The 21,883-nt window shown below is 76.2% G+C and carries 19 protein-coding genes and 1 pseudogene; 8 read left to right on the top strand and 12 right to left on the bottom strand.

The annotated features are described in order from the left end of the window. Window positions 1-182 precede the first annotated feature (182 nt). Complete coding sequence (locus tag ACFVVA_RS15865) at window positions 183-599, bottom strand: hypothetical protein (protein WP_387689826.1); 417 nt, start codon at window positions 597-599, stop codon at window positions 183-185. A 128-nt stretch (window positions 600-727) separates the two neighbouring features. Between ACFVVA_RS15865 and ACFVVA_RS15870 the strand changes: the two genes are divergently transcribed. Together ACFVVA_RS15870 and ACFVVA_RS15875 are read left to right on the top strand one after the other, a co-directional pair. Beyond that, window positions 728-1,021: a hypothetical protein gene (locus ACFVVA_RS15870; protein ID WP_380352839.1), complete on the top strand. Its 294-nt coding sequence runs from the start codon at window positions 728-730 to the stop codon at window positions 1,019-1,021. Window positions 1,022-1,161: 140 nt separating this feature from the next. Continuing rightward, complete coding sequence (locus ACFVVA_RS15875; RefSeq protein ID WP_387689828.1) at window positions 1,162-1,572, top strand: hypothetical protein; 411 nt, start codon at window positions 1,162-1,164, stop codon at window positions 1,570-1,572. Window positions 1,573-1,654: 82 nt separating this feature from the next. Here the strand turns inward: ACFVVA_RS15875 and ACFVVA_RS15880 are convergent, their stop codons facing one another. Next, window positions 1,655-3,250 carry a glycerol-3-phosphate dehydrogenase/oxidase gene (locus ACFVVA_RS15880; protein WP_387689829.1) on the bottom strand — a complete coding sequence of 532 codons (1,596 nt, stop codon included), beginning with the start codon at window positions 3,248-3,250 and terminating at the stop codon, window positions 1,655-1,657. After that, complete coding sequence (locus ACFVVA_RS15885) at window positions 3,247-3,855, bottom strand: TetR/AcrR family transcriptional regulator (protein ID WP_387689831.1); 609 nt, start codon at window positions 3,853-3,855, stop codon at window positions 3,247-3,249. The genes ACFVVA_RS15880 and ACFVVA_RS15885 overlap by 4 nt, the downstream gene beginning before the upstream one ends. A 74-nt stretch (window positions 3,856-3,929) precedes the next feature. Between ACFVVA_RS15885 and ACFVVA_RS15890 the strand changes: the two genes are divergently transcribed. The 3 genes from ACFVVA_RS15890 to ACFVVA_RS15900 all read left to right on the top strand — a co-directional run bounded on the left by ACFVVA_RS15890 (window position 3,930) and on the right by ACFVVA_RS15900 (window position 6,738). After that, a complete protein-coding gene (locus ACFVVA_RS15890) occupies window positions 3,930-5,498 on the top strand; it encodes an FAD-binding oxidoreductase (protein ID WP_387689832.1) in 1,569 nt (522 codons plus the stop codon). Beyond that, entirely contained in the window at window positions 5,495-6,403 is a 909-nt protein-coding gene (locus tag ACFVVA_RS15895) for a diacylglycerol kinase (protein WP_387689833.1), read from the top strand. Before ACFVVA_RS15890 ends, ACFVVA_RS15895 begins: the two co-directional genes overlap by 4 nt. Before the next feature lie 71 nt (window positions 6,404-6,474). Beyond that, the gene (locus tag ACFVVA_RS15900; RefSeq protein WP_387689835.1) at window positions 6,475-6,738 is read left to right on the top strand and encodes a hypothetical protein; all 264 of its coding nucleotides are present in this window, start codon (window positions 6,475-6,477) and stop codon (window positions 6,736-6,738) included. Window positions 6,739-6,805: 67 nt separating this feature from the next. On the opposite strand, the gene ACFVVA_RS15905 is transcribed toward ACFVVA_RS15900, so the two are convergent. Together ACFVVA_RS15905 and ACFVVA_RS15910 are read right to left on the bottom strand one after the other, a co-directional pair. Then, complete coding sequence (locus tag ACFVVA_RS15905; RefSeq protein ID WP_387689837.1) at window positions 6,806-7,723, bottom strand: DUF6891 domain-containing protein; 918 nt, start codon at window positions 7,721-7,723, stop codon at window positions 6,806-6,808. Between the two features lie 199 nt (window positions 7,724-7,922). Then, window positions 7,923-8,543 carry a hypothetical protein gene (locus ACFVVA_RS15910; protein WP_387689839.1) on the bottom strand — a complete coding sequence of 207 codons (621 nt, stop codon included), beginning with the start codon at window positions 8,541-8,543 and terminating at the stop codon, window positions 7,923-7,925. Window positions 8,544-9,000: 457 nt separating this feature from the next. Here ACFVVA_RS15910 and ACFVVA_RS15915 point away from each other — a divergent pair, with 457 nt between their 5' ends. After that, complete coding sequence (locus tag ACFVVA_RS15915) at window positions 9,001-10,152, top strand: Cmx/CmrA family chloramphenicol efflux MFS transporter (protein ID WP_387689841.1); 1,152 nt, start codon at window positions 9,001-9,003, stop codon at window positions 10,150-10,152. 44 nt (window positions 10,153-10,196) lie between these two features. On the opposite strand, the gene ACFVVA_RS15920 is transcribed toward ACFVVA_RS15915, so the two are convergent. The 7 genes from ACFVVA_RS15920 to ACFVVA_RS15950 all read right to left on the bottom strand — a co-directional run bounded on the left by ACFVVA_RS15920 (window position 10,197) and on the right by ACFVVA_RS15950 (window position 19,338). Next, entirely contained in the window at window positions 10,197-11,555 is a 1,359-nt protein-coding gene (locus tag ACFVVA_RS15920) for a DUF2252 domain-containing protein (protein ID WP_387689843.1), read from the bottom strand. A 109-nt stretch (window positions 11,556-11,664) separates the two neighbouring features. Then, complete coding sequence (locus ACFVVA_RS15925; RefSeq protein WP_387689845.1) at window positions 11,665-13,278, bottom strand: multicopper oxidase family protein; 1,614 nt, start codon at window positions 13,276-13,278, stop codon at window positions 11,665-11,667. Then, complete coding sequence (locus tag ACFVVA_RS15930; RefSeq protein ID WP_387689847.1) at window positions 13,275-13,748, bottom strand: hypothetical protein; 474 nt, start codon at window positions 13,746-13,748, stop codon at window positions 13,275-13,277. The genes ACFVVA_RS15925 and ACFVVA_RS15930 overlap by 4 nt, the downstream gene beginning before the upstream one ends. 209 nt (window positions 13,749-13,957) lie before the next feature. Continuing rightward, the gene (locus tag ACFVVA_RS15935) at window positions 13,958-16,483 is read right to left on the bottom strand and encodes an FtsX-like permease family protein (protein WP_387689849.1); all 2,526 of its coding nucleotides are present in this window, start codon (window positions 16,481-16,483) and stop codon (window positions 13,958-13,960) included. Beyond that, window positions 16,480-17,361 (bottom strand): ABC transporter ATP-binding protein, encoded by an 882-nt coding sequence (locus ACFVVA_RS15940; protein WP_387689851.1) that lies wholly within the window; start codon window positions 17,359-17,361, stop codon window positions 16,480-16,482. Before ACFVVA_RS15940 ends, ACFVVA_RS15935 begins: the two co-directional genes overlap by 4 nt. Before the next feature lie 113 nt (window positions 17,362-17,474). Continuing rightward, window positions 17,475-18,269 carry an aminotransferase class IV gene (locus ACFVVA_RS15945; RefSeq protein ID WP_387689852.1) on the bottom strand — a complete coding sequence of 265 codons (795 nt, stop codon included), beginning with the start codon at window positions 18,267-18,269 and terminating at the stop codon, window positions 17,475-17,477. Then, window positions 18,262-19,338 (bottom strand): GNAT family N-acetyltransferase, encoded by a 1,077-nt coding sequence (locus ACFVVA_RS15950; RefSeq protein ID WP_387689854.1) that lies wholly within the window; start codon window positions 19,336-19,338, stop codon window positions 18,262-18,264. The genes ACFVVA_RS15945 and ACFVVA_RS15950 overlap by 8 nt, the downstream gene beginning before the upstream one ends. A 240-nt stretch (window positions 19,339-19,578) precedes the next feature. Between ACFVVA_RS15950 and ACFVVA_RS15955 the strand changes: the two genes are divergently transcribed. Together ACFVVA_RS15955 and ACFVVA_RS15960 are read left to right on the top strand one after the other, a co-directional pair. Continuing rightward, the gene (locus ACFVVA_RS15955) at window positions 19,579-20,904 is read left to right on the top strand and encodes a glycosyltransferase 87 family protein (protein ID WP_387689856.1); all 1,326 of its coding nucleotides are present in this window, start codon (window positions 19,579-19,581) and stop codon (window positions 20,902-20,904) included. After that, window positions 20,811-21,848 (top strand): annotated as a pseudogene (locus ACFVVA_RS15960) (glycosyltransferase family 4 protein); the annotation flags it as partial. The gene ACFVVA_RS15955 and the pseudogene ACFVVA_RS15960, both read left to right, overlap by 94 nt. Window positions 21,849-21,883 lie beyond the last annotated feature (35 nt).

The following is a 21,883-nucleotide window of genomic DNA, read 5'->3' on the forward strand; positions in this document are numbered from 1 at the left end:
CCTCCTCGGATCTCTCCCTGTGGACGAATCTACAACACTGTAGAGATCACGAGAATCCGTCCGGCGGCGGGCCCGCCCCGGGTTTTTCTCCGGGTCGCGCACGGGAACCGTGCGCGGGAGCCGCCGCAGGGCAGGTCACGGCGTCATTGCACGGCGTCACTGCACGCCGTAAAGGCGCGCCGTCACTGCACGGCGTCGATCTCGATCCGCAGCGCGCCGTTCTCGGCCGTCGCCCGGCGGCCCCAGTCCAGCAGCAGGCGCAGCACCGCGCGCTCGGCGGCCGGGAGCCGGGCCAGGTCCACCTGCTCGATCTCCCGGACCAGCGCGGCCGTCGCCGGCTGCCGGATCCGGCTGACGAAGTCGAGGTCGGGCTCGTGGCGGGCGAGGGTGGGCAGGGTCCGCGCACCCAGGCGGCGCAGGACGGCCCGCAGCGCGCCGCCGTCCGCCCAGGCCTCCAGGCGCCCGGGCTGCGGCGCCGGGCCGGCCTTGCGTCCCGTCCTCGCCTTGACGGGCACCCGGTACAGGCCGAGGACGTACTCGTCCTCGGCCACCTCCTCGTCCGGCCCGTACGGCCGCAGGCCGCCCGCTGTGCTCCGCATGCCGAGCACCCTAACGACCTCCCGTCCTAGACTGGCAGTGGATTTCCCCTCGTCGGCTCTTCCCCGCTTCCCCTTGTCGGCTCTTCCCCCGTTTCCCCTCGTCGCAGGCCCGGTCGCCGGAGGTCCCGATGCGCCAGCGGTACAGCTTCCACCTCGACCGGGGCGGGCACTCGGTGACCGTCAACGTCCGGTCCGGCTGGATCACCGAGACCGAGTTGCTGGTCGACGGCAAGGAGTGCGCCTTCCACCGCGTCCACGGGCACGGTGTCTACCCGCTGACCCTCGCCGCCCAGGTCGCCGAGGAGCCGCCGAAGCCGCTCGCGGTCCGGCTCGACCGCACCGGCCGGGCCGAGCACCCGCTCGCCTGCGTCCTGGAGCTGTCCGGCGCCGAGCACCCGATGCCCGAGCGCACGGCGCGCTGAAACACCCCGTTCGGGTGGTTTGCCCCCGAATATCGGAAAACCGTACGATCCAGGGTCGGCCCCGGACGAGCCGCCTCCACGAGCCGGACTCCCGCGAGCCGCGCCCCACGAGCCCCCACACAGACGACGAAGGCCTGCGCATGACCACCCCCGCGACCCCCGACACCTTCGACGAGCTGCTGCGCGAGGTGATGGCCGACGCCGAGCGCTTCGGCCACCGCCAGCACGTCCGGCTCACCTGGCTCGCCGTGCGCCGCCACGGCGCCACCGCCGCCCTCGACCTGATCGGCGAGGGCATCCTGCGCACCGCCACCAAGGCCGGCGCGCCGCAGAAGTTCCACGTCACCATGACCCGGGCCTGGGTCGAGCTGGTGGCCCTCCACGCGGACGACGACGCGACGGGCTTCGAGCAGTTCGCCGCCCTGCACCCGGACCTGCTCGACAAGGACCTGCTCGCCCGCCACTACCGTCCGGGGACGCTCGCGACCGAGCAGGCCCGGACCGCCTGGGTGGAGCCGGACCTCGCCCCCTTCCCCCGGGCCGCGGCCTGACACTCCCCGGGCCCCGGCCCGGACCGCCGCGCCGACCGGTCGGCGCGGCGGGTGAACCACCCGACGCCGACCGCCCGACGCGTCAGCCCCCCCGGACCTCCCCGAGGCACTGCGCCACGATCTCCTCGACCGCCTCGCGGGCCCGGTCCGCGTCCTGCGCGACCAGCCCGATCCTGGTACGGCGGTCGAGCACGTCGGCCGCGTCCAGCGCGCCCTCGTGGCTGACGGCGTGGGCGATCTCGGCGCGGGTCACGTCCAGACCCTCCGCGATCGGCGTCAACTCCCCCGCCGCCAGCACCTCGTGGGCCGCGCCGCCGTGGCGGGCGAGCAGCGAGGCGGGCACCTGGCCGACGGCCCCCGCACCGGCGGGCAGCGGGCGGCTGTCCCCGTGGCCGGGGGCGCCGATCAGCGGCAGCCGGGCCGTCCAGCAGGCGCGGGCGGGCAGGCCGCGCAGCCGGACGGCGGTGTCCACCGCGTCCTCGGCCATCCTGCGGTAGGTGGTGAGCTTGCCGCCGACCACGGTGATCACCCCGGACGGGCTCTCCAGCACCGCGTGCTCGCGGGAGATGTCGGCGGTGCTGCCGTCCCCGGTGTCGATCAGCGGGCGCAGACCGGCGTACGCGCCGCGCACGTCCGCGCCGGTCAGGGCGGTGGCGAGGGCGGCGTTGACAGTGTCCAGGAGGAACGAGCGCTCGGCCTCGGTGGGCTGCGGCTCGTCCGGGATCGGACCCGGGGCGTCCTCGTCGGTCAGGCCGATCGCGACCCGGCCGAGCTGCTGCGGCAGGGCGAAGACGAACCGGCTGGTGGAGCCGGGCACCGGCACGGTGAGGGCCGCGGTCGGGTGGCCGAGCGCCTCCGCGTCCACCAGCAGGTGGGTGCCCCGGCTGGGCCGGAGCTTGATCGAGGTGTCCACCTCGCCCGCCCAGACGCCGGTGGCGTTGACCACCGCGCCGGCCCGGACGGCCAGCTCCCGCCCGGTCAGGGTGTCGACCAGCCGGGCCGAGGTGCCGTCGACCTGCTCGGCGCGCACCCTGGTCAGCACGGTCGCCCCGTACTGCGCGGCGGTCCGGGCCAGCGCGACCACCAGCCGGGCGTCGTCCACGAGTTGGCCGTCGTGGGCGACCAGCGAGCCGCGCAGCCCGTCCGTCCGCACCCCCGGCACCAGCCGGCGGGTCCGGTCGGCGTCGATCCGGCGCACCCGGGGCAGCAGCGCGCCCGGGGTGCCGGCCGTCAGGCGCAGCGCGTCCCCGGCGTGGAAGCCCGTGCGGATCAGCGCGGCCTGGCCCGGGCGCAGCAGGTCGGGGAGCAGCGGCACCAGTTGGGGCAGCGCCCGGATCAGGTGCGGGGCGGTGCGGGTCATCAGCACGCCGCGCTCGACGGCGCTCTCCCGGGCCACCTTGATCTGCCCGGAGGCGAGGTAGCGCAGGCCGCCGTGCACCAGCTTGGAGCTCCAGCGGCTCGTTCCGAAGGCGAGGTCGCGGGCCTCGACGAGCACGGTGCGCAGGCCGCGCGAGGCCGCGTCCAGGGCCACTCCGGCGCCGGTGACGCCGCCTCCGACGACCAGGAGGTCGATCCGGGGGTCGTCGCCGAGCGCTTGGAGTTCCAGCGTGCGGCGGGCGGCGTCGAGCCGGCCGGTGCCCGCGTACGGGCCGGCGTGCGGGCCTGCGGTGGGGGTCATGGCGCGAGGTATCCGTTCAGTGCTCTGGCCAGTTCGCGCCGCCAGGCCGCCTCGGGCAGCAGGGAGGCGACCATGCGGTGCGACTGGACTGTGGACTGGGCGATCAGCAGGACCATGGCGGCCAGTTCGAGCGGCTCGCCGGCCCGGATCGAGCCGTGCGCCTGGCCGTGCTCGATGCTGGCGCGCAGCGCCTCCAGCAGGCCGCGCTGGCTGGCGCCGAGCCGCTCGACGACGTACTGGAGCAGCAGGTCGGAGTCGTCGGAGTGCAGCAGTGCGCCGAGCACCGGGTGGTCGCGCAGCCGGACGGCGATCTCCACGACCCGCTCGACGAGGGTCTCCCGGTCGTGGACGTCCAGCCCGGCGCCCTCCAGGGTGGTCAGGATCTCCCGGGTGAGCAGCGCGCCGATCACCGCCCGGACGTCCGGCCAGCGGCGGTAGACGGTCGGGCGGCTGACCCCGGCGCGGCGGGCGATCTCGGACAACTGGGTCCGGCGCACGCCGAGATGGACGATCAGGTCGGCGGCGGCGTCCAGGATCGCGTCGTCGGTGCTGCGCTCCCCGGGGGCCGGGGGCGGCGTCTGAGGCTCGGCGTTACTACTTGACATGATGTGTGAAACTGTAACGCATGGCACCTGAGACGCAAGCGGGACCGGCCGGCGCCGCACTTCCGCTCCCCCCGATGAAGTGGGACGCCTGGGGCGACCCGGCCCTCGCCAAGGAACTGTCCGCCGACATCAAGGGACTGCTCGCCGCCGCCCTCGGCGTCACCGGCGACGCCGCCCCCGGGCCCGGCGCCGACGAGGTCGTCCTGCGCCCGTCCCGGATCTGCGCCGAGGACCTCAAAGCACTCGCCGCCGCCGTCGGCGAGGCCCACGTCAGCGCCGCCGACGCCGACCGGCTGCCGCGCGCCGGCGGCAAGTCCACCCCCGACCTGCTGCGCCGCCGCAGCCGCGAGGCACAGGACGCCCCCGACGCCGTCGTACTGCCCGGCAGCGAGCAGGAGGTCGCCGCCGTCCTCGCGGTGTGCGCCGAACGCCGCATCGCCGTCGTCCCGTTCGGCGGCGGCACCAGCGTGGTCGGCGGCCTCGACCCCGAGCGCGGAGCCTTCGACGCCGTCGTCTCCCTCGACCTGCGCCGCTTCGACCAGCTGCTCGACCTCGACGAGACCTCCGGCGAAGCCGTCCTCGGCGCAGGCCTCACCGGCCCGGCCGCGGAGGCACTGCTCGCCGAACGCGGCTGGGAACTCGGCCACTACCCGCAGAGCTTCCGCTACGCGACCATCGGCGGCTTCGCGGCCACCCGCTCCTCCGGCCAGGACTCCGCCGGGTACGGACGCTTCGACGAGATGGTGCGCGGACTGCGCGTCGTCACCCCCGCCGGGATCCTCGACCTCGGCCGCGCCCCCGCCTCCGCCGCCGGCCCCGACCTGCGCCAGCTCTTCCTCGGCTCCGAAGGCACCCTCGGCGTGATCACCGCCGTCCGGCTGCGCGTCCACCCGCTGCCCGCCGTCAAGGCGTACGAGGCGTGGAGCTTCCCCGACTTCGCCACCGGCACCGCCGCGCTGCGCGCCGTCGAGCAGCAGGGCACCGGCCCGACCGTGATCCGGCTCTCCGACGAGGCCGAGACCATGATCAACCTGGCCATGACCGAGCAGATCGGCGGCGCCCCGGCGGTCACCGGCTGCCTGGCCGTCACCGTCTTCGAGGGCACCGCCGCCCAGGTCGCCGCCCGCCTGCAGCTCACCCGCGACACCCTGCTCGCCGCCGGCGGCACCTCGCTCGGCGAGGTCCCCGCCAGGGCCTGGGAGCACGGCCGGTTCAACGCCCCCTACCTGCGCGACTCGCTGCTCAGCGCGGGCGCGCTCTGCGAGACCCTGGAGACCGCGACGAACTGGAGCCGCCTGCCGGCCCTGCGCACCGCCGTCACCGAGGCGCTCACCGGCGCCCTGCCCGGTTCCCTCGTGCTCTGCCACATCTCGCACGTCTACCCGACCGGCGCCTCGCTCTACTTCACCGTCGTCGCCGCCCTCGGCGAGGAGCCGCTCACCCGCTGGGGCGCCGCCAAGCGCGCCGCCGGGGACGCCATCCTCGGCGCCGGCGGCACCATCAGCCACCACCACGCCGTCGGCGCCGACCACCGGCCCTGGATGACCGAGGAGATCGGCGACCTCGGCGTGCGCATCCTGCGCGCCGTCAAGGCCGAACTCGACCCGGCGGGCATCCTCAACCCGGGCAAGTTGATCCCGTGAACGAGGTGAGAACCGTCCGCAGGGTCGCCGTTCTCACCAACCCGGCGGCGGGCGCCGGCCATGCCGAACCCGCCGCCCACCGGGCCACCGCCCGGCTGCGGGCCCTCGGCGTCCAGGTCGAACCGCACGCCGGGCGCTCCCCCGAGGACGCCGTCCGCCTCGCCCGCGAGGCGGTGGCCGGCGGGGTGGACGCGGTGGCCGTCGTCGGCGGCGACGGCATGATCAACCTCGCCCTCCAGGCCCTGGCCGGCACCGCCGTCCCGCTCGGCGTGATACCCGCCGGCACCGGCAACGACCACGCCCGCGAGTACGGCCTGCCGCTCGGCGCCCCCGAAGCCGCCGCCGACGTCATCGCCGCCGGACGCACCCGCGGCATCGACCTCGGCCGGATCACCGGCCCGGACGGCGCCGTCCGCTGGTACGGATCCGTCCTCGCCACCGGCTTCGACTCCCTGGTCAGCGACCGCGCCAACCGGCTGCGCTGGCCGCGCGGCCGGATGCGCTACAACCTCGCCATCCTCGCCGAGTTCGCCAACCTGCGCCCGCTGCCGTTCCGCATCACCCTCGCCGACGGCACCGTCATCGAACGCGACCTCACCCTGGCCGCCGTCGGCAACACCCGCAGCTACGGCGGCGGCATGCTGATGTGCCCCGCCGCCCTCCCCGACGACGGGCTGCTCGACCTCACCCTCGTCGACGCCATGCCCCGGCTGCGCATCGCCCGCTTCTTCCCGACCCTCTTCAAGGGCACCCACGTCACCTACCCGGAGGTCACCACGCTGCGCACCGAGTCCCTGCGGATCGAGTCCCCCGGCATCACCGCCTACGCCGACGGGGAGTTCATCGCCCCGCTCCCGGTGGACGTCGCGGTCGCCAAGGACGCCCTGCGGGTGCTGGTGCCGTGAGAAGCTGATGCCGCGGTCCGGTCCCACGGGCCGGACCGCGGCACCGGTCACCGACGGGAGGGCTGACGGACATGCACCTGGCACTCACCGTGACACCCCACGGCATCCCCGTCCTCGGCGTCCTGGTCGCCGCGGCCATGCTCGCCGTCGCCGTCTGGGACGCCCGCCGCTTCCCCGGCGAGCCCTGGTTCCGCTGGCTGCTCCCCCTCGGCCTGGTCGTCGAGTACGCGGCCGTCGCCACCCTGTGGCTCCCCCTCGTCCCCGTCGGCGCCGTCCTCCTCGGCGCCGGCCTCGGCCTCACCAACTACTGGCGCTGGACCCGCAGGCGCACCTGACCACCCGCCGGTGCACCTGACCACCCACCGGCTGCCGCACCACCAACCGGCTGCCCCACCCCCGGTCTCACCCGCCCAGGCGGCGGCGCCACAGCAGCGGGCGTATCTCGATCGCGTGGGACGGGTCGCCGTCCCAGACCGTCGGCAGGCCGGCCTCCGTCAGGGCGGCGACCACCTCCTTCCCGACCGCGACCGTGGTCGCCGGGGAGCCGTCGAAGCCGCCGTACAGCAGGGACAGGCCGTGGCCGGCGGCGGCGGACTCGGTGCACTGGGCGTGGAAGCAGACGAAGCCGCGCGCTTCGGGGGCGCCGGCCGCGGCGATCTCGGCGTCCGCGCAGGAGCGGCAGCAGCCGAAGTCCTCCCGGGCCGTGAGGCCGCCCGCCTCCAGGGCGGCGAAGGCCCTGGTCAGGCGCTCCGGGTCGGTCTCGCCGATCCAGCCGCTCTGCTCGCCGACCCGCTCCAGCCAGAGCCGGTCGGCGAGTTGCTCGGCCTGCGGGCGCGAGAGCGGGCGGCGGTCGCCCGCGACCAGGTACTCCTCGGCCTGTTCGGCGAGCCCGGCACGGTCGGTGTAGCCGCAGGCCAGCGTCAACCGCAGCCGCTCCTCCAACTCCCTCCGCTCGCCCGCCTCCAGGTCGATCGGCGGCACCGGCTCCGGCGCCGGGCCCAGGTCGAGCGGCCGCCAGTCCAGGCCCTCGTCCCAGCCCGCCGCACCGCGCGCCCAGCCCGTCATCGCCTCGACCACCGGCTCGGGCCCGTCCAGCCGCACCTCGAAGTGCCGCTCGGCGGAGCCGTCCCGGTGCTCCAGCGTGTACTCCTCCCCTTCGGCGTGCCACACCTGCACGTACACGTCCGGCAGGTCCGGTATCCGCTCCACGACGAGGAAGCGGTCGTCCGGCGCACCGATGCGCCGGACCATCCCCGCCAGTTCGTCCGCCGACACCCTCAGGTGCCGCGTCTCGTTCGTCTGCACCGCGATCGCCAGCATGACGTCACCCTTGCACACCCCACTGACAATCCCCGCGGACGATCCCGCAGTTCAGACCCGGTGCGCCCGCCCCCCGGCCGACCACGAAGGCCACGGCCGCCGCCACGGCCGCCGTCTCCAGCAGCACGCGGCAGGGACTGCCACGGGCACAGCACCCGCAGCACCGGCTCCTCGGCGGCGAACGTCCCGTCGTCCGGGCTCAGGCCCTCTGGACGAGGGACTTCAGCTCGCCGACACTCTCCGTGAGGCTCGGTTCGCCGGAGCCCGGGTCGACGGTGAAGACGCGGTAGCCGGCGTCGGTGGTGACACGGACCCGGCCGGATCCGGCCCACTCCGCCGAGATGAACTCCCCCTGGCCGCGGAAACCGCCCGTGTGGAGGGCGAGGACGTCCCAGCGGCGGGTCGACAGGCCGGTGCCGGTCTCCAGCCGGACGAAGTAGCGGCCGTTGTAGCCGTCCGGATCGTCGTGGTGGGCCACCGTCAGAACGTGGTCCGCCCGCTCCGGGGAGGCGGTGCGGCTCACCCCGTGGACCTTCGGGCCGAACATCTGGAGGACGTGGCCGCCACCCGTCAGCAGCAGCCCGAACACCGCGAACGCCGTCGCCAGCCCGCCGACGACGTCCCACCGGCCGCGGACCACGACCGCCGCCAGCAGCAGGACGGCGGCCAGACCGAGCATCGCCCACGGCCGGTTGAGGACGTCGGCCAGCACCGCCCGCCCGCCGTCGCCCGACTCCATGCGCCCCACCGCCCACAGCGCCGGCGGCAGCAGCAGCGCGGTGGCGGCCACGATGCCGCCGGCTCTCCCACGGTTCGTCATCGAACCCCCTCTTCGGTTTCCGGACATCCTAGAGGTGGCCATCCCGGCCCGGCCGACAGGTTGTCCGGTGCCCTGTTCCCCCTGGCGGTGGTCGAGCCGCACATCGTGGCCGCCGGCCGGGAACCTGGACGGACGCCCCCACCGCGAACAGCAGCCCGAGGAACCCCGACCGCCGTCACCACCCCGCCGACCGTGTCCCGACGACCGCGGACCGGGCCCGTCCACCTGGAAACCGGGTGCTTCGACGGCGGAGGGTCGGGTAGCGTGCCGGGTATGTCGAGCCCTGAGGCATCCAGGGTGGGGGCTTTCGGTCACGCGCCGTCAGCCCCCTGAAACCCGGAAGCACTGAACCACCGAGGTCCGAGCGAGCGCCACATCCGCGCCGCCCGGGGGTTGAGCGTGCGGTGACGAGACGTCCGTCCTTCTCGTTCCCATCGCCCCGCTTCGGAGCCTCTCGATGCCCCTTCCGCTCTATCTGCTCGCCCTGGCCGTGTTCGCCATGGGCACTTCGGAGTTCATGCTCGCCGGGCTGCTGCCCGGACTCGCCGCCGACCTCGGCGTCACCGTCGGCACGGCCGGCGCGCTGACCTCGGCCTTCGCGGTCGGGATGGCGGTCGGTGCGCCGCTGACGGCCGTACTCGTCCGCAGCCGGCCCGGGCGCGGCAGCCTGCTCGGGTTCGTCCTGGCCTTCGCGGCGGCGCACGCGGTCGGGGCGGTCACCGCGAGCTTCCCGGTGCTGCTGGCCACCCGGGTGGTGGCCGCGCTCGCCAACGCCGGGTTCCTGGCCGTGGCGCTGACCACCGCCGCCGCGCTGGTCCCGGCGGACCGCAAGGGGCGGGCGCTCGCCGTGCTGCTGTCGGGGACGACGGTGGCGACGGTGGCCGGTGTCCCGGGCGGGGCGGTGCTGGGCGCGGTGTTCGGCTGGCGGGCCGCGTTCTGGGCGGTCGCGCTGCTCTGCCTGCCGGCTGCCGTCGGCATCGCCAGGGGTCTGCCGGCCGTCGCCGCTCGGGCCGACCGGTCCGCGAAGACGGCCCTGCGGGCGGAACTCGCCGAGCTGCGTCGCCCCCGGCTGCTCCGCGCGATGCTGCTCGCCGGACTGGTGAACGCGGCGACCTTCGGCGGGTTCACCTTCCTCGCCCCCGTGGTGACCGGAGCCGCCGGGTTGGGCGAACTGTGGGTGCCGGTCGCGCTGGTCCTGTTCGGCGCCGGCTCGTTCACCGGGGTCACCGTCGCGGGGCGGCTCGCGGACCGGCATCCCGGTCCGGTCCTCGCGGTCGGCGGCACGCTGCTGCTGGCGGGCTGGCCCGCGCTCGCCGTTGTGGCGGACGCGCCGGGCGCGCTGCTGCCGCTGGTGTTCCTGCTGGGCGCGCTGTCCTTCGCGGTCGGCGGCACGCTGATCACCCGGGTGATGTACGAGGCAGCCCGGGCCCCCTCCCTGGCCGGCGCCTGTGCGACCGCCGCCCTCAACCTCGGCGCCACCGCCGGCCCGCTGCTGGCCGCCGCCTCCCTCGGCACGGCGGCCGGCCGGCTGGGCCCGTTCTACACGGGCGGCCTGCTGGTCGCCGCCGCGCTGCTGGTGGCGGCGGCAGCGCGTCGGAGGGTCGGTTGAGCCGGGAGTCGAGGAGTTCGAAGACCCGCCCCAAGGCACCTGGCTCACACCCCGGACACCGCCGCCAGCCGCCCGTCCGCGATCGCCGCCACCAGTTCGCCGTGGTCGGCCTTCGTGCGGTCCGCGTAGCGGAGCGCGAAGTCGGCGACGGCCTCGGCGAAGGTGTCCGCGCTGCCGAGGTAGCCGGCGATGGCCAGGCGGTCGCCGGTGCGGGCGTGGGCGCGGGCGAGGGTGCGGCCGCAGAGCTCGGCGTAGGCGCGCAGGCCGGAGGGGGTGAGGTCGGCGATCTCCGTCGAGCCCTTCATGTCGCGCAGTTGGCGGCCGTAGTAGTGGCGCCCGCCGGGGCCGGTGGTCCAGCCGAGGAAGATGTCGCTGGCGGCCTGCATCAGGTGCTGCCCGGTGACGACCCGGCGGCCGCCGTGGTGGGCGGAGACCTCGGCGTCCACCCGCAGCGGCGGCAGGTGTTCCTCCAGCACCGACCGGCCGGCCTCCTTGAGCTGGAGGAACAGCGGGTCGCGGCCGTCCCGGCCTTCCAGCAGCAGGATGTAGCAGCGAGTGCCGACGCTGCCCACGCCGACCACCTTGGTCGCCGCGTCGACGAAGCGGAAGCGGTCCAGCAGTACCCGGCGGGACTCCGGGAGGGTCGACCGGTAGTCGCTGAACACCTGGCCGACGGCGCGCAGTTCGTTCCGTTTCAGCGGTTCGATCAGCGGTGGTGCGCTGATGATCCGGCGCCGCCCGTCCCGGTCCTCGGTGAGTTTGCCGAAGGCCTGCAGGCTGGTGCGGCTGCGGGCGCGGGCGAGGCCGGACTCCAGCTGCTTGCGCTGTCCCGGCCTGCCCAGCAGCGCCGGGAGGTCGGCGGTGTCCACGCGGGCGTACCAGACGTCGAGTTCGCCCTTCCCGGCCAGTCGCCGCATGGCGTCCGCGTACCCCTGGACGGCGGTGAGCGCGGCCCGGCGCGCCCGCCGCTCGTCCTGGCCGTTGTCGCGGGCGGCGACGGCGACGCTGGCGGCGAGCCGTTTGACGTCCCATTCGAAGGGGCCGGGGTGGGTCTCGTCGAAGTCGTTGACGTCGAAGAGCAGTGCGCGTTCCGGCGAGGCGTACAGGTCGAAGTTCAACAGGTGGGCGTCGCCGCAGAGTTGGACGGTGAGGCCGGTCTCGGGGAGGGCTCCGAGGTCGGCCGCCAGCACGGCGGCGGCGCCGCGCAGGTAGGCGAAGGGGCTCGCCGCCATCCGGCCGCGGCGGATCGGCAGCAGCCGGGCGATCCGGTCCTCGCACTGCCGTTCCAGCACGTCGAGCGGGTCGGGCCGGTCGGCGGCGGGGATCCACCGGCCGTGGGCGGAGCGGGAGATCCGCTCCCGGGCGGCCCGGCCGCGGCGGCGGCGTTCGGCGGGGGTGGTCATGGCGGCGGCTCCGTCCGTCGGCGGGTCCTCTTCCCGCGACGCTAGGGCAGGAGTGCCGGAGGGCGCAGCGCACGCCCCCCGGCACTGCGCCGTCCGGGTGGCCCGCTCCTCAGCGCACCGTGAAGTCCGCCATCATCGCCATGTCCTCGTGCTCCAGGTTGTGGCAGTGCAGCATGTACGCCCCCGCGTAGTCGGTGAAGCGCACGAGCACCTCCACCGCCTCGGCCGGACGCAGGTCCACGGTGTCCTTCCATCCGGCGTCGTACGGGCCCGGGTCCGCGCCGTTGCGGCCGATCACCTGGAAGTGGTCCAGGTGGACGTGGACCGGGTGGTGCAGGTCGGTGGAGAAGCGCCAGAGCTCTACCGCGCCGAGGGCGGGCGTGGCGATGCTCCGGCCGGGGGTGTACGGGCGGCCGTTGATGGTCCAGCCGTCGCCGCGGCTGCGCCGGAAGGTGAAGTCGCGGGTGGTGACGGCCGCGGAGGCGTCCAGGGCCTCGACGGTGGCGAGCCGGTCGGGCACCGTCGCGTCGTCGGCCGGCTGCTTCGCGGTGACGTCGAAGCGCATCACCTCGGCCGTCCGGCCGCTGCCGAAGCGGTTGACCAGCCGGACCCTGGTGCCGGGCGCGTAGCGGGAGAAGTCGACCACGACGTCGAAGCGTTCGGCGGGGGCGATCTCGATGCCGTCGTGCCGGACCGGGGCGGCGAGCAGGCCGCCGTCGGAGCCGATCTGGACCAGGGCGCCGCCGCCCTCGGGCTGCGGGTCGAGTTCGAGCCGGTAGAGCCGGGCGTTGGAGGCGTTGAGCAGCCGCAGCCGGTAGTGCGCCCGGTCGACGTCCAGCCGGGGCCAGGGCGCGCCGTTGACCAGAATGACGTCGCCGAGCACGCCGTTGGCGTAGGCGTCGGTGACGCCCGGCTCGGCGAGCTTCGGGTCGACGGCGGGGTAGCGGAAGGAGCCGTCGGCGGCGAAGGCGCGGTCGGCGATCATCAGCGGCAGGTCCCGTTCGCCGCGCGGCAGCGGCAGCGCGGCCTCCTCGTCGTCGTGCACGAGGTGGAAGCCGGCCAGTCCGCGCCAGACGCCGGGACCGGTGAAGCCCATCCGGTGGTCGTGGTACCAGAGGGTGGCGGCGCGCTGCTTGCCGGGATAGGTGTACGTGCGCTCGCCGACGGCGGTGCGGGCCGCCGGGTGGTCCGTCCCGGACATCCCCGCCATGCCAGCCATCCCCGCCATACCGGGCATGCCCGCCATTCCGGCCGTACCGGATGTGGCGTCCGCCGAGGACCCGACCGGCAGCAGCAGGTCGACCGGGTAGCCGTCGCTGTCCGCCGGGGTGTGTCCGCCGTGCAGGTGGGTCACCGAGGGCACCGGCAGCTCGTTGCGGTGCTTGACCACCGCCGCCCGCCCGGCGCGGGTGACCACGGTCGGCCCGGGGAAGCCGCCCCCGTACGTCCAGGCCTCGGTCCGTACCCCGGGCAGGATCTCCAGCCGGGCGACCTGCTGGGTGATCTCGTAGTAGTCGCCCGTCGCGTCGCTGCGCACCGGCTGCAGCACGGGCGGCACCGGCAGCGCGGCCCGGAAGGCCTCCGGCAGGTCGAGTTCGCTGCTCAGCAGCTGCCCGGGGCGGCCCTCGGCGAGCAGCCGGGCGGCGGAGGGGACGGCGACGGCGGCCAGCGCGCCCGCGCCGAGGACGGAGGCGCCGACGCCCAGGAACCGGCGCCGGTTCACCGGGACACCTCCAGCGGTCCGCCGGGGCGCGGCAGCCGTCCGGTGCCGTCGGGGCCGCCGACGCCCGGGGCGTGCCTGGCGGGCAGCGGCAGCCGCCAGGCGCCGACCAGGCCGAACAGCACGCCGCTGACCAGCAGGACGCCGAGCGTGACGTGCACGCCGAGCGCCCGGGCGTAGCCGGCCGTGATCTGGCCGACGACGGCGGCGGTGAGCAGGAGGGTGGTCCACAGCGGCCAGAGCGGGCCCCGGCCGGGCCACCGGACGGCGACGGCCACCGCGAGCTGGATCACCACCACGGTGGCCAGCATCATCGCGTTGCCCTCGTGGTCCTTCAGGGAGTCGTAGGTGCCGTTCAGGAAGCTGCCGGCCAGCATGACCTGGAGCAGTGACAGCAGGGCCAGCAGGGTGGTGGAGGCGCGCAGCAGGATCAGCGGCCAGCGGGGCGCGGGGGCCGCGGGGGGACTGCTCATGTCGGGCTACTCTCTGCGTCGACGGTCTGGCGGGGCGGGCGCGAGCGTAGCTGATGCAACCTCACGATCAGCCCTTGTCAAGGTCATTGGAAGGTCATGCGGTTCCCATGGACCCCCCCGCTCGGGCCGTCGTTCCCACCCGAAGGAAGGGGGTGCCCTTGAGTCGTCCTCAAGGGCACCCCCTTCCCCCGCGGCCCCGCCCCGGCCCGCTACTGGCGCACCGCGCCCAGCGCCGCCGGCCGGGTCCGCAGCAGTGCCCGGACCGGCATCCCGGTCGCCGCGAGGCAGAGCAGCACCGCTCCGGCGGCCAGCGGCAGGACAAGCATCGGCGGCACGTACGGGGCGGAGCCGGCCACGCCCCGGGCGACCGGCACCAGGGTGATCCCGGCGATGGCCGCGCCGACCGCCAGCCCGGTCGAGGCCACCAGCAGCGCCTCCCAGCGCATCATGCCGCGCACCTGGCGCCGGGTGGTGCCGGCCAGGCGCAGCAGCGCGACCTCGCGGCGCCGGTCCAGCACCGTCATCACCAGGGTGTTGGCGGCGCTGACGGCGGCGAACCCGCCGAGCACGGCGGCCATCACGGTGTTGGCCCAGCCGTTGAGCTCCAGGTCCTTGTCGGACTGGGCGACGAACCCGGCCCGGTCGGTCACCGCGGCCCCGGCCAGCGTGCCCAGCCCGGCGGCCACCGCCGCGGGGTCGGCGCCCGGCGCGTCGGCGACCAGCACCTGGCTGTCGTACCCGGCGGTGACGTGCGCGGCCACCGCGGCCCGGGGCAGCAGCGCCTGGCCGACGCCGAGCCCGCGGTCGTACACCGCGACCACGGCGGGCCGGACGGCGGTGCCGTCGCCGAGCCGGAGCGGGACCCGGTCGCCGACCCCGGCGCCGAGCGCGTCGGCCAGGGTGGCGCTCAGCGCGATGGTGTCGGGGGCCCGGCCGAGGTCGGCGAGCGTGCCGCTGCGCACGCCCAGGTCGAGCACCTTCGGCAGCCGCGCCGGGTCGCCGTCGACGCCGAGCACGGGGGCGGAGCCCAGCTGGCCGCCGTTCTCGTAGACGACGCCGGTGCGCAGCACGCCGACGGCGGTGTCCACGCCGGGCACCCGGGCCGCCCGCTCGGCCGTCCCGGCGGGCAGGCCGGGGCCGGTGGCGCCGACCACGTGGTCGGCGGTGACGCCGGCCCGGACGTTCTCGCCGGCGGTGTGGCGCACGGTGCTCTGCAGGATCAGCAGGGTGCCGCAGAAGGCGGTGACCAGGACGATCGGGGTGATCGCGGAGGCCAGCCGGCGGGCGTTGGCGCGGGTGTTGTCGGCGGCCAGCGAGCCGGGGGCGCCGCCGGCCCGCAGCGGGGCGCCGAGGATCACGGCGGCGGCCCGGGCCAGCCAGGGGCCGAGCAGGGCGACGGCCATCATCAGGCACATCACCACGCCGAGCGCGGTCTGGGCGGCCTGGACGCCGTCCAGGGAGTTGGCGACGGCGGCGGCCGCGGCGCCGCCGGCGGCGAAGACCAGCCCGAGGACGGTGCGCACCCGGCCCGGGTGGGGCGGTTCGACGGAGGCCTCGCCGAGCGCCTGGGCGGCCCGCATCCGGGACGGCCGGCGGGAGGCCAGGAAGCCGGCGGTCAGCGCGGCGAGGGTGCAGGCGAGGACGGCGACGAGCATCGGCAGCGGGCCGATGTCCAGGCGGACGTCCGCGGGGACGGCGCCGCGCTCGACCAGCTGGCCGAACCACCAGCGGGCGAGGGCGAGTCCGGGCAGGATGCCGAGCGCCGCGGCGAGCGGCGCGACCAGCATCGCCTCGGCGGCGATGGTGCGGCGGATCTGGCGCGGGGTGGCGCCGACGGCGCGCAGCAGGGCGAACTCGCGGGCGCGCTGGCCGGTGGCGAGGGCGACGGTGCTCATCACCACGAAGACCGCGGTCATGGTGGCGTAGCCGCCGAAGGTGCCGCCGAGGGCCATCAGCAGGCTGCGGGCGCCGCCGAGGGCGGGGTGCTCGACGGCGCCCCGGTCGTCGCCGGTGAAGGTCCTGGCGTCGCCGCCGACGGCCTGGCGGACCTGTGCGGCGAGCGCGGCGGTGCTCACGCCCGCGCGGGGCTGGACCGCGACGGCGTCGATCCGGCCGGGGTGGCCGGAGAGGCGGTCGGCGGTGGCGTCGGCGAACCAGGCGGTGGGCCCGGCCTGCTGGGCGGCGGCCAGGCCGGAGACCCGGTAGTCCGCGGTGCCGCCGGGCGCGGTGAGCGTGAGGCGCGCGCCGGGGGCGAGGTGGGCGGCGCGCGCCGTGTCGGCGTCCAGCACCACCTCGTTCGCGCCGGGCGCGCGGCCCTCGACCAGGGTGTCGCCCGGTCCGGCGATGCCGAGCGCGGCGAAGCCCCGGCCGGTCAGGGCCGGCGCCGGGCCGGTGGCGGGCAGCGGGAAGGCGGTGTCCGGGCGGGCGGCCGCGACCCCGGGCAGCGCGGCCAGCCGGCCGACCAGCGCGGCGTCCGTCCGGGCCCGCTCCGGGGTGGCCTGCTCCACCGTCTCGGTGTCCTTGCCGACCTTCTTCTGGATCTTCACCGCCTGCTCGGCCGCGACCACCACCGGGGCGTCCGCGTACCGGGCGGGCTTCAGGCTCGCGGTCAGACCGGTCTGCAGCAGCACGCCGCAGGCCACCACCACGACGGCGCCCAGCAGCAGGGCGACCAGGGTGCCCGCGAAGGACGCGGGCCGAAAGCGCACCGAGGAGCGCGCGAGTCCGTTCGTCACGCCGCCACTCCCACCGGGCGGGCGGTCAGCGCGACCATCCGGTCCGCGACGGTCTGCGGGCTCGGGTGCGGCAGGTCGTCCACGATCTCGCCGCCGGCCAGGAACAGCACCCGGTCGGCGAAGGAGGCGGCCACCGGGTCGTGGGTCACCATCACCACGGTCGCGCCGAGCGAGTCCACGGCCTGGCGCAGCAGCGCGAGCACCTCGTGCGCGGTCCGGGTGTCCAGGGCGCCGGTCGGCTCGTCGGCGAACACCACGTCCGGGCGGGTGATCAGCGCGCGGGCGATCGCCACCCGCTGCTGCTGGCCGCCGGAGAGCTGGCCGGGCCGGCGCCGGGCGTGCTCGCCGAGACCCACCCGGCCCAGCAGCTCCCGCGCCCGGGCGCGGTCCTGGCGCTCCCCGGCGAGCCGCTGCGGGAGCAGCACGTTCTGCTCGACGGTCAGCGAGGGCAGCAGGTTGAAGGACTGGAAGACGAAGCCGATCCGGCTGCGGCGCAGCTTGGTGAGCCGGTTCTCGCTCAGCGCGGTGATGTCCTCGCCGCCGAGCCGGACCTGCCCGGAGTCCGGGCGGTCCAGGCCCGCCGCGCACTGCAGGAAGGTGGACTTGCCGGAGCCGGACGGGCCCATCACCGCGGTGAAGCTGCCGTGGGCCAGCGCCAGGTCGATCCCGCGCAGCGCCTGCACCGTCGCCTCGCCGCGCCCGTAGGTGCGGCGCACCCCGCGCAGCTCGATCGCGGGGGCCGCCTGCGGGGCGGTGCCGTAGGGGGTGCCGTACCCGGGGGCGGCGGGGGCTGCGTGGGCGGCGGGGGCGTACCCATCGGTGCCGTACTGGTCCGTCCCGAACTCGTCGGTCCTGCGGCGGTCTTGGCGGCGTGCCATGGGTGGGCCTTCCTTCGGTTCCGCGTCGTAGCGTCGCTCGTCGTCAACGTGCTCCAACCTAGGGAGAACGGACTCCGCGAACCATGCAGGCCACCGGCGGACCGGAGGTGGGGTTATCCCCCCACCGGTTCGGCGGGAACCCCCAGGTAGACGGCGCGCAGCTCGGCGAGCACCGGGTGGGCGGGGTCGAAGGCGGTGCCGTCCACGGCCGCCAGCGGGCACACCCCGACACCCGCGTTCACCGCGAAGGCGGCGGTGAAGCGGTCCAGCCCGTCGGCGGCCAGCGGCTCGCGGGACTGCGGACCCCGGTACGCGCCGGACAGCAGGGCCTCGGTCACGCCCGGCAGGCTCGGCCCCTGCGGCCAGACCAGCTTCTCCTCGGCGAGGAAACCCACGTTCCAGGTCGCGCCCTCGACCACCAGGCCGTCCTCGTCGACCAGCAACACGTCGTCGAAGCCCGCCAGTTGGGCCAAGCGGCGGTGGTGCACCAAGCCGAACAGGCCGACGTGCTTCACCTCCGGCAGCTCCCGCCGGTACGCGGCGGTGCGGACCCGCAGCGGGGCGGGCGCGGCCGCGGTGGCCGGGCGGGTGGTCACCAGCAGGGCGGGTGCGGCCGGGGCCGCGGGGCGCTCCAGGCCGAGCTCCGGGTCGTACACGGTGACCCGGACGGTCACCGGCGCGCCGTCGGCGGGCAGCACCGCGCCGATCCGCTCCCGCACCGCCGCCCGGTCCAGCTCGGCGCCGAACAGCACCCGGCAGTCCCGGACCAACCGGTCCAGGTGCAACGCCAGACCGCGCACCCGGCCCTCCTCCGCCCGCAGGGTGGTGAAGTGCCCGTAGTTGAGCAGCCCCAGCGCGGCCAGCCGCGCCGGGTCGGCAGGGGCGCCGTCGATCTCGATCTCAGCCATCCCCCGAGTCTGCCAGCTGCGGGAATGCCGGCGGAGCCTGCTCCGGCAGCCCCGGCCGAGGCGGCCCCGACCGAGGCGACTCGGAGCGCGACGGCCCGGACCGAGGCGGCTCGGAGCGCGACAGCTCGGAGCGCGACAGCTCGGAGCGCGGCAGCCCGGACTGCGGCGGCGACGCCGGGCGGTACGGGCTCACCATCGGCCGGCCCGCTTTCCGGGCCGCCCGCTCGAACTCCTCGATCCGGTACGCCAGCCCCTCCGGCTCCCCCGTGTCCGACCAGCGCCACGCCTCCGCCCACCACTGCGGGCCGCGCACCAGCGGGCGGCCGGCCAGCGCCAGGCACAGGGCCAGCGTGGAGCGGGCGTACTCGTGCACCCAGCCGTCGCAGCCCCGGTAGTCCGCCGTCTCGTCCAGCCGCAGCCAGCGGCCCTCCTGCCCGGCGGCCAGTATCGGCACCCAGCCGCGCAGCCGGTCGGCGACCAGCAGGAGCAGCCGGCCGTCCTCCTCCCGCACCCGGTGCACGGGAAGCTGGGGCATCCGGGCGAAGGACAGCGAATGCTTCCAGCCCACCACCCACAGCCCCCGGCGCAGGTAGTAGCGGACCGCCGGCTGCCAGGTCCAGTGCGCCTCCAGCCGGAACCCCGGCAGGCCCTCGGCGGTGGCCGCCGCGTACACCTCGTCCAGCGCGGCGGCGGCCAGGCCCCGGCCGCGCGCGGCCGGCGTCACATAGAGGGAGGAGACGGCGAGCTGGCTCGGACCCTTGGTCCAGTTGTCCACCGCGACGGTACCCACCACCGCGCCCGCGTCGTCCCGGATCCAGTAGCGCCGCCGGTACAGCTCCCCGCCCGGCCACTCCCGCCCGCTCTCACCCAGCCGCTCCCGCCACCCGCGCTCCGCCGGCGGCGCGAGCCCGTCCGGGTCCACCAGCTCGCCCAGTTCGCCCTCCACCAGGGACGCCAAGTCCCAGAGGGCGAACCGCCGTTCCTCCCCCGGACCGGCCGCCCGCAGCCGCGGCCCCGCCGCCAGCCGGTCCTGTGCCCGCTCCACCGCCGCATCCCACGACCTCACCACAGGGCGAGGATAGCGGTGGGCCGGGGACGATCAGTAATCCACCGGCCACCGAACGTCAGCGCAGGGAGCGGGCCCGTCCCCGCCGCGCCCCGAGGCCCCTCCGCGGCCCTCCCCGGCCCTCCCCGGCCCTCGCCACCGTGGCCGCAGCCGTCGCCGTCCTGGCGGAGGTGGGGAAAACCCGACCACAGGACTCGACTTGGCCGTGATGACCCCGCCGAGCTGCGGCGATGCAATGAAGAGGTGACGAAACGGGCGTGGTGGTGGTGCGGCGGATGGCTGGTGGCGGCCGGGTGGGCGGGGGCGTTTCCGGTGCTGTCCGGGCTCGGGCCGCACCGGAGTTGGGGGACCTTCGCGGCCTGCGGGTACCTGTCGGCGGCACTCGCCGTGGCGCTGGTGCGGCGGTACGGGCGTGAGGTGTCGGTGGCGGTCGCCGCCGTCGGGGCGGTACTGGTGCCGCTGCTCGTGCTGGTGCCGGCCGGGCGGGGGCAGAGCGAGGTCGGGGTGATCGAGCGCTCCGGGTCGCTGCTGCTGCACACCGGCACGCCGTACCTGGCCGAGCCGGCGTCCGTCGCGCAGTACACCCCGTACCTTCCCGGCATGGCCCTGCTGGGCCTGCCCCGGGCGGTGCTGGACGACTCGCCGCTGGGCGGGTCACCGCTGGGCGACGCCCGGCTCTGGTGTGCGGCGGTGTTCCTGGTCTGCGTGCTGCGGACGGTGCCCGCCGGGCGCCGGCTCGGCGCCGCCGCGCTCACCGCCTCACCGGTGGTCTCGCTGCCGCTCTGCGTCAGCGGGGTCGACCTGCCGCTCATCGGCCTCTGCTGGCTCGCCCTGGTCCGCGCCGCCGAACGGCGGCCGGTGGCGGCCGGGTTGGCACTGGCCGCCGCCTGCTCGCTGAAGTGGACGGCCTGGCCCGCGCTCGCCGTGGTGACGGCCCTGCTGGCGGCCACGGCCGGACGGCGGGCGGCGCTGCGCGGGGCGGCCGTCGCGGTGGGCGTGGCGGCGGTGGCCGTGCTGCCGGTGGCGCTGCGCGCGCCCGGGCCGCTGGTGGAGCAGGTGTTCGCCTTCCCCACCGGGCGCGGCCGGCTGCCCACCCCGGCCGCCAGCCCGCTGCCCGGACGGCTGCTCGCCGATCTCGGCCCGCCCGGCTGGTACGCCGCCGTCGGCCTGCTGCTGCTCGCCGGGCTCGCCGTCGGGGCTTCCTTGCTCCTCCGACCGCCCCGCACCGCGGCCGCGGCGGCGCACCGGCTGGCCCTCGGGCTGACCGCGGCCTTCCTGCTGGCACCCGCCGGGCGGTTCGGCTACCTCGCGCTGCCGCTCGTCCTCGTTCTGCTCTCCCGCTCGTCCTCCGTTCCAGTCGCCGTTCCGGTCTCCGTTCCACTCTCCGTTCCGAAAGGCCTGCCATGGGCACCACCCTCGTCGTCACCAATGACTTCCCACCGCGCCAGGGCGGCATCGAAACCTTCGTCCGGGCCATGGCCGACCGCGTCCCCGACCACGACGTCGTGGTCTACACCTCGGCCGAACCCGGCGCGGAGCGCCACGACGCCGCTCTCCCCTATCCGGTGATCCGCGACCGCGCCCGCACCCTGCTGCCGACCCCGCGGGCCACCCGCCGGGCCGCCGCGATAGCCCGCGCGCACGGCTGCGACCGGGTCTGGTTCGGCGCCGCCGCCCCGCTCGCCGCGATGACGCCCGGCCTGCGGCGGCTGGCGCCCGGCATCCGCCGCACGGTCGCCACCACGCACGGACACGAGATCTGGTGGGCCCGCACCCCGGGCGCCCGCGGCCTGCTGCGCCGGATCGGCCGCAGCACGGACGCGGTGACCTTCCTCGGGGCCTACACCCGCGCCCGGATCGCCCCCGCGCTCGGGCCGGACGCCCGGCTGGTACGCCTGGTACCGGGGGTCGACCCGTCGGTCTTCCGGCCGGCCGGCACCACCGGGGTGCCGGCCGCCGCCCCGGTGGTCCTCTGCGTGGCGCGGCTCGTCCCGCGCAAGGGGCAGGACACGCTGATCCGCGCGCTGCCCGCGATCCGCCGGGCCGTGCCCGGGACCACGCTGGTGCTGGTCGGCCGGGGCCCGGACGAGGACCGGCTGCGGGGCCTGGCCGGCCGGCTGACCGAGCCGGGCAGCGTGGTGTTCACCGGCGGCCTGGACCACGCCGGGACGGCCGTCCACTACGCCGGCGCGGACGTCTTCGCGATGCCGTGCCGCACCCGGCGGCTGGGCCTGGAGGCCGAGGGCCTGGGGATCGTCTTCCTGGAGGCGGCCGCGGCCGGCCTCCCGGTGGTGGCCGGCCGCTCCGGCGGCGCCCCGGACACCGTCCTGGACGGCGTCACCGGCATGGTCGTCGATGGTCGCGATCCCGCCGAGGTGGCCGCCGCCCTGACCCGCCTCCTGCTGGCCCCGCCCGCCGAGCGGGCCCGGATGGGGGCGGCGGGGCGGCGCTGGGTCGAGCAGCACTGGACCTGGGAGGCCTCGGCGCGGCGGCTCACGAAGTTGCTGGACCCCGCTTCACCGCTGCCGGGCCCGGACGCCCCGGCCGC

Source organism: Kitasatospora sp. NPDC058048, from assembly GCF_042885555.1.
Classification (GTDB): domain Bacteria; phylum Actinomycetota; class Actinomycetes; order Streptomycetales; family Streptomycetaceae; genus Kitasatospora; species Kitasatospora lactacystinica.